At 64.1% G+C, this 11766-nt stretch carries 10 protein-coding genes and 1 tRNA gene; 4 read left to right on the forward strand and 7 right to left on the reverse strand.

From position 1 onward, the window contains the following. Positions 1-128 precede the first annotated feature (128 nt). Positions 129-1343, forward strand: a complete 1215-nt coding sequence (locus NF699_12440) for a UbiH/UbiF/VisC/COQ6 family ubiquinone biosynthesis hydroxylase (protein ID USU03874.1) — start codon at positions 129-131, stop codon at positions 1341-1343. Next, complete coding sequence (locus NF699_12445; protein ID USU03875.1) at positions 1340-1858, forward strand: MAPEG family protein; 519 nt, start codon at positions 1340-1342, stop codon at positions 1856-1858. Before NF699_12440 ends, NF699_12445 begins: the two co-directional genes overlap by 4 nt. A gap of 32 nt (positions 1859-1890) precedes the next feature. Here the strand turns inward: NF699_12445 and NF699_12450 are convergent, their stop codons facing one another. From NF699_12450 to NF699_12475, 6 genes are all read right to left on the reverse strand, one after another. After that, a complete protein-coding gene (locus tag NF699_12450; GenBank protein USU03876.1) occupies positions 1891-2067 on the reverse strand; it encodes a Trm112 family protein in 177 nt (58 codons plus the stop codon). Beyond that, positions 2064-2690: an LON peptidase substrate-binding domain-containing protein gene (locus tag NF699_12455; protein USU03877.1), complete on the reverse strand. Its 627-nt coding sequence runs from the start codon at positions 2688-2690 to the stop codon at positions 2064-2066. The genes NF699_12450 and NF699_12455 overlap by 4 nt, the downstream gene beginning before the upstream one ends. Then, entirely contained in the window at positions 2687-3580 is an 894-nt protein-coding gene (locus tag NF699_12460) for a tetratricopeptide repeat protein (GenBank protein ID USU07079.1), read from the reverse strand. The genes NF699_12455 and NF699_12460 overlap by 4 nt, the downstream gene beginning before the upstream one ends. A 182-nt stretch (positions 3581-3762) precedes the next feature. Continuing rightward, positions 3763-7095 (reverse strand): error-prone DNA polymerase, encoded by a 3333-nt coding sequence (locus NF699_12465; protein ID USU03878.1) that lies wholly within the window; start codon positions 7093-7095, stop codon positions 3763-3765. Between the two features lie 124 nt (positions 7096-7219). Continuing rightward, positions 7220-8770 carry a DNA polymerase Y family protein gene (locus NF699_12470; GenBank protein ID USU03879.1) on the reverse strand — a complete coding sequence of 517 codons (1551 nt, stop codon included), beginning with the start codon at positions 8768-8770 and terminating at the stop codon, positions 7220-7222. Next, positions 8664-9425, reverse strand: coding sequence for a hypothetical protein (locus NF699_12475; GenBank protein ID USU03880.1), 762 nt, complete (start codon positions 9423-9425; stop codon positions 8664-8666). Before NF699_12475 ends, NF699_12470 begins: the two co-directional genes overlap by 107 nt. A gap of 142 nt (positions 9426-9567) precedes the next feature. Between NF699_12475 and NF699_12480 the strand changes: the two genes are divergently transcribed. Together NF699_12480 and NF699_12485 are read left to right on the forward strand one after the other, a co-directional pair. Continuing rightward, a tRNA-Gly gene (locus tag NF699_12480) sits at positions 9568-9642 on the forward strand. Between the two features lie 183 nt (positions 9643-9825). Further along, positions 9826-10488, forward strand: coding sequence for an HNH endonuclease (locus NF699_12485; protein ID USU03881.1), 663 nt, complete (start codon positions 9826-9828; stop codon positions 10486-10488). 442 nt (positions 10489-10930) lie between these two features. Here the strand turns inward: NF699_12485 and NF699_12490 are convergent, their stop codons facing one another. Further along, positions 10931-11761 (reverse strand): hypothetical protein, encoded by an 831-nt coding sequence (locus NF699_12490; GenBank protein USU03882.1) that lies wholly within the window; start codon positions 11759-11761, stop codon positions 10931-10933. Positions 11762-11766: the final 5 nt, after the last annotated feature.

The raw sequence follows: 11766 nt of genomic DNA on the forward strand, positions 1-11766 counted from the left end.
CCCGATCCCTTCAATGTACGAATATCGCGGAATCATCGGGCGAAGCGTGCGTTACGTCAAGGCAGGTGCGGCCAATCGCGGGCGGGCCGACCGTTGGCACGTCCGCTTTGCGCGCGTAGGGAGGCGATATGGACACAGACGTCATCATTCTGGGCGGTGGCCTGGTCGGCGCCACCCTCGCGCTCGCGCTCGACGTGCATGGCGTCAGGAGCATCGTCATCGACCCCGCCGATCCGGCGGTGATGCTGGCACCGGGCTTCGACGGGCGCGCTTCCGCCATCGCGAGTGCGACCGGTCGGATGCTCGATGCGATCGGGATCGGCGCCGCGCTGGGAGGACAGGGCTGTGCGATCCGGCATATCCGGGTGAGCGACGGACTGGAGCCGGGCAAGCTCGACTTCAAACCGGACGAGGGCGATGGCGCGCTCGGCACGATGTACGAGAACAAGCTGCTGCGACGTGCGCTGTTCGATGCTGCGACCGCGGCGAAGAACGTCGACCTGCGCATGCAAACGCGGGCGACAGACGTGGTGCGTGGCCCCGCCGGCGTCCTCGCGACGCTGGACGACGGTACGACCGTGCGCGCACCGCTGCTGATCGCGGCGGAGGGGCGCAATTCGCCGACTCGCGAGGCGGCGGGGATCACGGTGGCGCGCTGGCAATACGATCATGCGGCGATCGTCGGCGCGTTCCACCACGAGTTTCCGCACGAGGATATCGCGTACGAGATCTTCTACCCGTCGGGGCCATTCGCGTTGCTGCCGTTGCCCGACGACGACATCGGCCATCGTTCGGCGATCGTCTGGTCGGTGAAGGGCGCAGACGGGCCGGCGATGATGAAGCTGGGCGATCGCGCGTTTCTGGCAGAAGCGATGAAGCGGATGGGCGGGTTTCTTGGTGAACTCAGCGCCGCCAGCCCGCGCGCGAGCTATCCGCTGGGCTTCCACCACGCCGCCCGTATCACCGCGGAACGGCTGGTGCTGGTCGGCGATGCAGCGCACGGCATTCATCCGATCGCGGGGCAGGGGCTGAACCTGGGCCTGCGCGATGCAGCGACACTGGCCGAGGTGCTGGTCGACGGCAAGCGACTGGGGCTCGATCTGGGCGATCCGGCGCTGCTGGAGCGATATCAGCGCTGGCGGGGACTCGACACGTTCATGGTCGCCGCCGCCACCGACACGCTGACCCGGCTGTTTGGCATCCCCGGCAAGACCGCCAGTGCGGTACGGCGGTTCGGGATCGGCGCGGTCGACAGGCTGCCGCCGCTGAAGAACCGCTTCATGGCCGAGGCGCGTGGCGAAACGGGCACGCTGCCCAGGCTGCTCCAGGGATTGATGGTGTGATCGAGCCGGCGTTGCCGCTGCGTCGCAAGCAGAACGGCGTGGCGCGGGGGATCGGCATCGGACTGGGGCTGACGATCGCAGCGGCGATCATCGGGTATAGCCGTAGTTCGGCGGCGACGCTGGAGAGCCGGTCCGCGACACTGGGGATCGCGGCACTGGTGCTCGGCCTATGGGTGGCGGCGGCAATCGGCGATGTCGCGCGGCGGCGGTTCGCATCGGAAAGCGCGATCGGTGGCGGCGACTGGGTGGATGCGCGTGTCGACATCGCCAATGCGGTTTTGCGCAACACGGTGGAGCAGGCGTTGCTGGCTGGGCTGGCCTATACCGCGCTCACGCTGCTGAGCGACCATGCGCGGGTGCCGGTGGCGCTGTTCGTGGCGTGCTTCTCGGCGGGGCGGCTGTTGTTCTGGACCGGCTATCGCGACGGGGCGGAAGCGCGGTCGCTGGGCTTTGCGTTGACCTTCTATCCCAGCATCGCGGCGCTGTTGATGGCGGCGGTGGCCTTGGTGGAATAGCACCCGCATTCCTGCGGCCGCAGGACCACGGATCAGGCCGCGCCCAGCCGCCTTGCTTCGTCGGGCAACATCACCGGCACGCCGTCGCGGACCGGATAGGCCAGTCCTGCCGCGTCCGACACCAGTTCCTGCGCCGCCTCGTCGTACCGCAGCGGCTGGCGCGTCACCGGGCAGACGAGGCGTTCGAGCAGCCATGGGTCGAGGCTCATTGCAGCGTCACCTTGTCCTCACCGTCATGCCTGCCGAAGAATTGCATCAGCTGGATGATCAGTTCCGCACGCGTCTCGATATCCGGCGCCTCCAGCAGCGCCTGTTTGGCGGCGGTGTCGAACGGCGCGATCTGGGCGATGCCGTTGACGAGACTTTCGTCGTCCAGCCGACCGACCGCTTCCCAATCGACCGCATAGCCCTGGCTATCGGCGAAGCGGCGCGATTCGAGCTCCAGCGACGAGCGGCGGCCGAGCGACAGCGCATCGTCGCCATCGATGGGCAACAACTCCGCCTCGATCTGTCGGAACGGCGTCGCCACGTCGAGTTCGCGCAACACGCGGAACAGCGCGACGCCCTCCAGCACGACGTTGTAGCGGCCGTCGTCGAGTGCCTCGACCTCTGCGATCTTGCCGACGCAGCCGATGTCGTACAGACCCGGATTGTCCCCGCCCGTCGCCGGTTTGTGCAAGGGCTGGATCATGCCGATCCGTCGATCCCGCGCCATCGAATCGCTGATCATCGCCCGGTAACGCGGCTCGAAGATATGTAGCGGCAGGTGCATGCCGGGAAACAGCAGCGCACCGGGCAGCGGGAAGATCGACAGGCGAGTGGGCTGGGTCATCCGAACAGGATCGCCGACAGGCGGCGACGCTGCGCCGATACCCAGGGATCCTCCAGCCCCACGACCTCGAACAGCTTGAGCAACTGCTGTCGCGCAGCGCCTTCGTTCCAGGCGCGGTCGGCGGCGACGATATGGAGCAGATTGTCCGCCGCACCGTCACGGTCGCCCGCCGCCATCTGGGCGTTCGCCAGCGCGAAGCGGCGGTCGTGGTCGTCGGGGTTGCTGGTGACCTCTGCTTGCAAACCGGCGAAATCGTCGACCGGCTGTGCGCTCTGTGCCAGCTCGATCGCCGCCCTGGCGCGGTCGATGCCAGCGTCCTTGATGTCGGCGGGCAGCGCGTCGATCGCGGCCTGCGCGTCGTCGGTCCGGCCGGCGGCGACCAGCGCGCGGATGCGGCCGGACAGCACGGCCGGATTGTCCGGCGCCATCTCGAACAGCTGGTCGAAGATCGACAGCGCGCGTTCGCTATCGCCGCTCGCCAGGACATCCTCGCCCATCGCGATCAGCGGCTCGATCTCGGCAGCGGCATCCGCCTCTTCCGACTGGATCGGCAATTGCTTGAGCAACTGGTCTAGGATGACCCGCAGCTGCGATTCGGTGCGGGCGCTGGTCAGGTCGGCGACCAGCTGGCCCTGGAACATCGCATAGACGGTCGGGATCGACTTGATCTGGAATTGCGCGGCGATGAACTGATTCTTGTCGGTGTCGATCTTGGCCAGCACCACGCCCTTGTCGGCGTAAGCGGCGGCGATCTTGTCCAGCGTCGGTCCCAGCGCCTTGCACGGCCCGCACCATTCCGCCCAGAAATCGATGATCACCAGCTTGGTCATCGACGGTTCGACGACGTCGCGGCGGAAATCCTCGACTGCCTGCTTTTCGGCGGGCGCCATTCCCAGCGTGGCCAAGTCATGCTCCTTCATAATCGGTTGCGGCCCATGTGGGGCAGCAGGGCGCCGACGCCAAGGTTTTTACTGCGGCTGGTGGGAGAAGGGAGGGGTTTTGGATGGGTATGACGGTGGTGGCTCAACTTGATCCCTCCCTCGTTTTGGCGGGGGAGGAATTATCGGCGCCGTCAGTGGAAATCCCGCGACGGCGGCATCACCCGTACGTCGCGCAGATGGCGGCCGCGGGGGTCCTGGCTCATGATCGGCCTGGGGCGGATCACCTCGTCGACCGGCAACAGTGGGGTTTCGGCGTTATAGTCGGACGACAGCCGGCGCAGTTCCTCGCTCCGATCATAGGCCTTCACCGTCATCAGGTGGATCACGCCTTCTTCGCTGCGCTGGATGATCCCTTCCAGCACGATCAGCCGTGCTGCCATCACCGCACGCCGGTTCGCCTCGAAATCGCGCGCCCATAGCAAGGCGTTGGTGATCCCCGTCTCGTCCTCTATCGTCACGAAGATCGCATTGCCCTTGCCCGGCCGCTGGCGGACCAGCACCACGCCCGCGATCCTCGCGCGGCGTCCGTCCTTCGTCCGCGATGCCTGTGCGCTGGAGATGATGCCCTCGGCAGCGAAGAGGGGGCGCAGGAACCGCATCGGGTGGTCCTTCAGCGACAGTCGCGTCGTCTGATAATCCGCCGCGACCTGTTCGCCGGGCGGCATCGTAGGTAGCCGTGCATCGGCCTCCATACCCAGTTCGGGCGCATCGGCGGCGGCGAACAGTGCAAGCTGTTTCGGCGGCGTGCGTCGCACCTCCCACAGGGCATCGCGGCGGCCCATCGCGATCGAGCCGAACGCATCGGCGTCGGCGAGCAGGTTGAGTCCGCGCGTCGGCAGGCCGGCGCGGGCCGCCACCGCCTCGATCCCGGCGAACGGCACGTCACCACGTGCATCGACCAGCGCGGTTGCCCAATCCCTGCGAAAACCGTCGACCTGGCGAAAACCGAGCCGGATCGCGAGGCTGCCGTCGTCCAGCCGCTCCAGCGCATTGTCCCAGACGCTGGCATTGACGTCGATCGGCCGCACGACGACGCCATGTTCGCGCGCATCCTGCACCAGTTGCGCTGGCGCGTAGAAACCCATCGGCTGCGAGTTGAGGATCGCGCAGCCGAACACCGCCGGCTGGAAGCATTTGATCCAGGACGACACGTACACCAGCCGCGCGAACGACAGTGCGTGGCTTTCGGGAAAGCCGTAGCTGCCGAACCCCTCGATCTGCTTATAGCAACGTTCGGCGAACTCCTGAGGATAGCCGCGCCGGACCATTCCGCCGATCAGTTTTTCATGAAAATTGTTCATGCCGCCGACCTTGCGGAACGTCGCCATCGCCCGGCGCAGTTCGTTCGCCTCACCGGGCGTGAAGCCCGCCGCGACGATGGCGAGCTTCATTGCCTGTTCCTGAAACAGCGGCACGCCGTAAGTCGATTTGAGCAACTGGAACAGTTCGTCTTTCGGTCCGAATAGCGGAGAGGGGGAGGGAAACTCCACAGGCTCCTTCTTCGCACGTCGCCGTAGATAGGGGTGAACCATGTCACCTTCGATCGGCCCCGGCCGGACGATCGCGACCTGCACCACCAGATCGTACAATTCACGCGGGCGCAGGCGCGGCAACATGTTGATCTGAGCGCGGCTTTCCACCTGGAACACGCCGATGCTGTCGCCTTTGCAGAGCATGTCGTAGACCGTGTCGTTCTCGTCTACCGCAACGGTGTCGAGCTCGTAGCGACCGATATCGTGTCGCTCCATCAGATCGAATGCCTTGCGGATGCAGGTGAGCATGCCGAGCGCAAGGATATCCACCTTCATCAACCCCAGGCAGTCGATATCGTCCTTGTCCCATTCGATAAAGGTGCGGTCCTCCATCGCACCATTGTGAATCGGCACCATTTCGTCGAGCCGCCCCTGGGTCAGCACGAACCCGCCGACGTGCTGCGACAGGTGGCGCGGGAAGGTCAGCAGTCGTCCGACCATCTCGTGCAGTTGCGCGATCCTCGGATTGGCGATGTCGAACCCGGTTTCGGCGAAACGCTTCTCTTCGAAACGATCAGCAAAGCTGCCCCAGACGGTGCTGGTCAATCGCTGCGTCACATCCTCGCTGAGGCCCAGCACCCGTCCGACTTCTCGCACCGTGCTGCGAGGGCGGTAATGGATAACCGTTGCGGCGATCGCGGCGCGTTCGCGACCATAACGGCTGTAGATGTACTGCATCACCTCCTCACGCCGCTCATGCTCGAAGTCGACGTCGATGTCGGGCGGCTCGCCCCGCTGTTCGGATACGAAGCGCGAGAATAGCAGATCATACTCCATCGGATCGACCGATGTGATCTTGAGCAGAAAGCAGACGACCGAATTGGCCGCCGATCCGCGCCCCTGACACAGGATGGGTGGATCGCAGCTGCGTGCGAAGCGCACCACGTCGTGCACCGTCAGGAAATAATAGGCATAACGCTGTTGGCGGATGAGGGTAAACTCTTCGTACAGCAGGCGCATCAGTCGGTCGGGAACACGATAATCGTATTTTTCGAGCGCGGTCTGCCAGACCAGATGCTCCAGCCAGTCCTGCGGATCCCAGCCGTCCGGCACGGGTTCGTGTGGATATTCGTAGCGAAGCTGGTCGAGCGAGAAGCCGATCCGGTCGAGCAGGTGAGTGCTCTGCGCCACCGCATCCGGGCTGTCGCGAAACAACCGCTGCATCTCGAGACCCGATTTGAGGTGTCGCTCGCCGTTGGCGGCGAGCCGGCGTCCGGCTGTTTGTATCGTCACGCCTTCGCGGATGCAGGTGACGATGTCGTGCAGCTTGCGGTCGTCCGTTACGGCGTAGAGCGCGTCGGCCGTTGCAAGCAAAGGGACACCCATGGTGTCGGCGATGGCGGCGAGACGACGAAGGCGGCGCCGGTCGCGCCCGCCGCGTGGCATCGTGACGCCGAGCCAAACCGAACCGCGGCCCAGCCTCTTCACGGTTTCCAAGGTGGCGACCAGACTGGGATCGTCTCGCGGCGGTGGCAGGTCGGTGACTCTCAGCGGAGTCACGCCGCGTGCGCTGCTCGTCGGCAGCACGATCAGCAGCAGGTCCCGATGCAGCGCGACGAGGTCGCCAAGCCCGAGGATGCAGCCGCCCTTCGCCGAGCGGCGGTTGCCCACTGTCAACAGCCGCGTCAGTCGGCCCCAGCCTTCGCGTGTGGCAGGATAGGCTACGATATCCGGTGTGCCGTCGGCAAAGACCAGACGCGCTCCGACTGCCAGCTTGAAGCCGTAAGGGGGTAGCTTCGCACCCAGCGCACCCACCTCGGCCCGGCGCAGCGCATCATAAGCTCGCACGACGCCCGCCACTGTGTTGTGGTCAGCGATGCCGATGCCCTTGTAACCCAGCTCGATCGCCTCTGCGATCATGTGATGTGGCTGACTCGCGCCTTCGAGGAACGAGAAATTGGTCGCGGCGATGCATTCGGCGAACGCTGTCATGGCAGGTTCGGCCTATAGCGAGACGATATGGTGTTGCTGCGCAGGCAGAAACCCAGGGTCACGAGCACCGCCGCTTGCTGCCTTGGCCCCCTGCCTACGCAGGAGCACGGGAGAAACGCATTCATCACGCGAACAGTCCGTGGAGATACCAGCGCGGATGCTCCTGTTCGCTGTGCAGGCCGTGGCGGAAGATCCAGAACCTCCGTCCCCGCCGGTCCTCCACCCGGTAGTAATCGCGCGTGGGAATGGCCGCGTCATGCCGCCGCCACCATTCGCCGGCGATCCGTTCCGGCCCTTCCGACCGCGCGACCTCGTGCACGCGGCGGCGCCAGCGGAAACGGTGTGGCGGGCCGTCCGGCACCTCGGCCATGACGCTTTCGATCGGTTGCGGCGGATCGAACAGGTAGATCGGGCGCAGCGGCGGTTCGCCGGCCTCGGTGTCCGGCCATGCGGCGGTCGGAACGTCCGCAGTGGCGGGCAACATCAGTTCGGCCTGTTCGGGGATATGGCTGTCGCGCGGTGCGAAGCGACGTATGCGGTTGCGTCCCAATCGCGTCGAAAGCTGATCGACCAGTTGATCCATCTGGCCCTGCTTCGCCGCACCCCCCTCCAGTCGCAATTGTGCCGCATCGAGCCTCTCGGCGAGCGTCACGTCCAGCCGCACCAGATCATAGCCGAATCCGGGATCGAGCGGATCGGCGAGGCTGTCGATCCGCTCGGCGAACAGCCGCATCAACAATGGAACGTCGCGCGTCGGCTGACCGGTCTCGATCCGTAGCGACTGGACGTGGCCATCGGCACGGAACAGTCGTGCCTCCCAGCGTCGTCCGCCCTGATGGCGTTCAGCGAGTGTGCCGGATGCCTCTGCCGTCAGGTCTTCCAGCACCTCCAGCGCGTAATCGGTGCGTGCGATCGGCTCGGCGAAGCGGCGTTCGACCGCGATCGGCGCAATGCGCATGCGCGCCTTCACGGGAGCCCTGTGATCGCCCGCCAGCCGCCGCACCGCGGTCGCCGCTTCCTCGCCGAAGCGTGCGGCGATTCCCGCCAATGGTCGCGCCATGATATCGCCGACGGTTTTCAAACCCGCACGGGTCAGCGCCGTCGTCGCGTCGTCATCCAGTTCCAGTGCCGCCACCGGCAACCGCTTCACCGCACCCTTTTCATCGGGGGCGGGGGCACCGGCAAAGCGGGCCAGCGCGCGTGCGATCTCGGGCGTATCGCCGAAGGCATGGCGCGCCAGAATGCCACGCCGCGCCATCCGCGCCTCGACATCCGCCGCCAGCGGGCGTTCCCCATCGAAGGCGTGCGAACAGCCGGCGATGTCGAGCACCACGCCATCGGGCGGCATCAGCGCCACCGTCGGGCTGTAGCGCGCGCAACCGTCCGCCAGCCGCTCCAGCCAGTCCATGTCGGCATGCGGATCGGCGGGAAACACCTCGAGCTCCGGCACGCGCGCGCGCGCATCGGCAAGGGTCAGCCCCGCCTTCAGCCCCGCGCGCGCCGCGGTCAGGTCGGTCGCGGTCAGCCGCACGGCATTGCCGACCGTCTCGGTAAAGGCGACCGGCGTCTCACCCTGTCGCACGAACAGATGCGGCCGGGTGGCACGCAGCCGCTCGATCGGCAGCCATGGAAAGACCAGCGCCAGATAGCGACGCTCCACGGAAACTCTTGGCATCACGATCCCACTCCACGCGCCAGCGCTGCCCCGCAGGGCCCCCACGCCGGCGCAGACATTCGACGTCGAAGGCGGGGAAGCCGGGTGCATCGGCTTCCAGCACAGTCGATGGCACGGCCGCTACGCCCCAGCGGGTCGCCGCCGCACTGGCCACCGGAGCCGCACCCACCCGCAACGACACCACGGTCACGCCGGACGATTCGGCCGCCAGCATCAATCGTCGGGTCGCGGTCAGGTCGAAACCCGGTGCCCGTCCGACGCTCTCGACCAGTACCGCACCCAGACCGGGGCAGCGTGCGGCATCCGCGGCGGCGCGCAGCAGCGCCGGCTCGTCGGCGACGATGCCCAGCACGATCGATTCGGCCGACAGACCCAGTTCGGCAAGGCCCCCGGCATGCAGCCGCCCCTGCTGCCGTTCGCACGATTCGGTCCGCAGCCACAGCAGTGGCAGCGCGCCCGCAGCCAGCGCCATGGCGATGCCAAAGCCGGCGCCGCTCGGTCCATCTTCGTCGTCGACCGCATAGATTTCATGCAGTTGCGCGCGTGCCAGCCCCTGCAACAGCCACGCATCGACCGGCGCCGCGACGGCTTGCGCAGTCCCCGTGCCGGCGGCAATGCGCCGCAGTCGGGCGATCAGGGCGGTCGAGTCGCTCATGTATGTTCTTGTAATGTTCTATATATCGAGTCGCCAAGCCTGAATCGTATTGCTGTATTTTCGGGATGGGGGTTGCACCCCTCAAGACACGCGGCTAATAGCGCCGCTCACCCACCGACCAGCCGGTCGGACAGGCGCCAGAGCGGGCGTAGCTCAGGGGTAGAGCACAACCTTGCCAAGGTTGGGGTCGAGGGTTCGAATCCCTTCGCCCGCTCCAGTTTTCTATAGCAAATGCAATAACTTAGAAGCTGGCCGCCGGGGCTGAGGTTTCCGAGAGAGATGTGTCGGGTAACGCTGGGGTAACTCCCGGTGCCTCGCTAACCGTGTTTGACGCCGCTGCCCGGCGAGGTTTAATTAGCCATCAGGTCGATGAGAGGCTTGAAGGCGGGGAAAGCGGCGGATGCAAATCAACACCGAGCAGTTCGGCAATGCTCTGAAAGCCGCACTGCAATTCCGTAGCGATGATGAACTTCGCATGGCAGCTGGAAGCGGTATCTCACGCTCTTACTATGTGAAGTTCAGCGGTAGGATCTTTCCGCTTAAGACCATTTTACGCCTGGCATATCGGCGTGAGGATATCACCTGGGACCGTCCTCAATCTGGTCAAGCCGCGCGTGTACTGCGATCTGACTTTCAGATTTTGCATATAACAAAAAGTACAGAGAAGAGGCGTCTCGAAAGGCAGCGTAAGAACGCTGAGCGTTGGGAGCGTGACCCTCGGTATCGCACTGACGTGCTAGATTTATACGGTTCAACCTGCGCTGTAAGCGGCTGCACAGTTCTTGATGCAATCGACGCCGCGCACGTTCTGGGTGTCGGAAAACATGGAGAAGACAAGGCGGAAAACGGTATCGTCTTCCGTGCTGATCTTCACCGCTTGTTCGACGCTGAGCCTCCTCAGATGGCAATAGACCCTCGTAGTATGACTGTACACTTCTCTCGCGAATGTACTGGCCACTTTTCCGCCTACGAGGGCAGGGAAGTAAAGATTCCCCAGGGTGGGCCACCTTCAAAGGCTTTTTCTTCTCACTGGAAGACCTTCGTGAAGGCTCATAATGCCTAGTTGAGTGTTTGCCGCCCGGTCCACGTGATTAGCGCCCGCTATCTCAACTTCTACACGCACCCGTGGCACGGAGTCGCTGCCCGTTCACTAGCCCGGCAGCACCAGGCACCGAAAATATCGACCCGACTTACAACCGGCCTTCAAAACATCGCGTCCGAAACCCCCGAATGCGCTGATTATGGCGTCGCCTTCCTGCATGACGGTAAGCTCCGCTGCGGCGACAGCGGCATCGCATACTCGGACGCCTACTGGCAGGAGGGGCAGGCATTCTCATCCGAGCTGTTACTTACGCAGCACCGGCACGTGCCGGGCGCGTTATCGGCGATGAAGCTTCACGGGCTGATGGACACCGGCAGCGTGGTGCGGGTGAAGGGCGCCGCCAGCCCGAGAGCAGCATGGTGCGGTTCCCGGTTCGGATATCGCAGATCGCGGACTGAAGAGTTTAACCTAATTCAAAGTATTGATCGACGGCCTGCTTCCAAGATGCGATCTTATCAGATTTCAGGCCTTGCAAGAGTGAAGTTCTATCCATCCAAGCAAAATATGAGTGCAGCTCAACTTTCAGAGCTTCTTTGATTTGCTTCAAAGGTGCCACGCCTCTGGGCTGCGGCAGTCCGCCCTCCGTAGCCCACCACAACCAATGCGTCAGACGAAAAGGTTTGGAGCCCGCGGGAGCAAACGATCGGGCAGATTCGTGCACAGCAATTCCATAGGGAGGTGCAAAGGTCTCGGCCCCGTAGGCCTGTATGATCGCAGGGCCGAACGCTACACGATCCAGAGTGTTTGCGTGTAGCGCCTTCTTTTTAAGAGATAGTCCTGCGATCATATCGGAGCCACGGTACACAGGACCGTATGCAATCGCTCCACGTAGTAGAAAGCGGTTTTGGACATCAGGCGTCGATATGAAGTAGCAGGATAGATCGATCATGATCTTCCGTACTGCAATCTTTATTGATGCTTGATCCTCGCTTGTAAGGAAAACGCCATCATTGATTGGTAGCGCTATCACAGTGCCCTTTGCATCACTGACCGCCTGATCGACGGCCATGTGTAAACGGACAAGGAAGTTGGCGCTTTTCTCCATGGAAACGGACATTATGTGTCCGGCACCCATTAGGTCCAACCACGCCACATAGACGTTTTTAGCTTGTACGATCTTACTAGCATCGAATTTGAAGCGCTCCCGTTGAGATTGGGCATATATTCGCGCCTGCTCAATGCCGGATGGCCCACGATGCTTCGCAGCGCTTCCGACTTTACTTACCTTTGTCATTTACC

Source organism: Sphingomonadaceae bacterium OTU29LAMAA1, from assembly GCA_024072375.1.
Lineage (GTDB): Bacteria > Pseudomonadota > Alphaproteobacteria > Sphingomonadales > Sphingomonadaceae > Sphingomonas.

Bases quoted from the DNA above. Each gene is read 5' to 3' on its own strand.
- NF699_12440 (USU03874.1), top strand. From the start codon at position 129: ATGGACACAGACGTCATCATTCTGGGCGGTGGCCTGGTCGGCGCCACC.
- NF699_12450 (USU03876.1), bottom strand. From the start codon at position 2,067: ATGAGCCTCGACCCATGGCTGCTCGAACGCCTCGTCTGCCCGGTGACG.
- NF699_12455 (USU03877.1), bottom strand. From the start codon at position 2,690: ATGACCCAGCCCACTCGCCTGTCGATCTTCCCGCTGCCCGGTGCGCTG.
- NF699_12460 (USU07079.1), bottom strand. From the start codon at position 3,580: ATGGCGCCCGCCGAAAAGCAGGCAGTCGAGGATTTCCGCCGCGACGTC.
- NF699_12465 (USU03878.1), bottom strand. From the start codon at position 7,095: ATGACAGCGTTCGCCGAATGCATCGCCGCGACCAATTTCTCGTTCCTC.
- NF699_12470 (USU03879.1), bottom strand. From the start codon at position 8,770: ATGCCAAGAGTTTCCGTGGAGCGTCGCTATCTGGCGCTGGTCTTTCCA.
- NF699_12475 (USU03880.1), bottom strand. From the start codon at position 9,425: ATGAGCGACTCGACCGCCCTGATCGCCCGACTGCGGCGCATTGCCGCC.
- NF699_12485 (USU03881.1), top strand. From the start codon at position 9,826: ATGCAAATCAACACCGAGCAGTTCGGCAATGCTCTGAAAGCCGCACTG.
- NF699_12490 (USU03882.1), bottom strand. From the start codon at position 11,761: ATGACAAAGGTAAGTAAAGTCGGAAGCGCTGCGAAGCATCGTGGGCCA.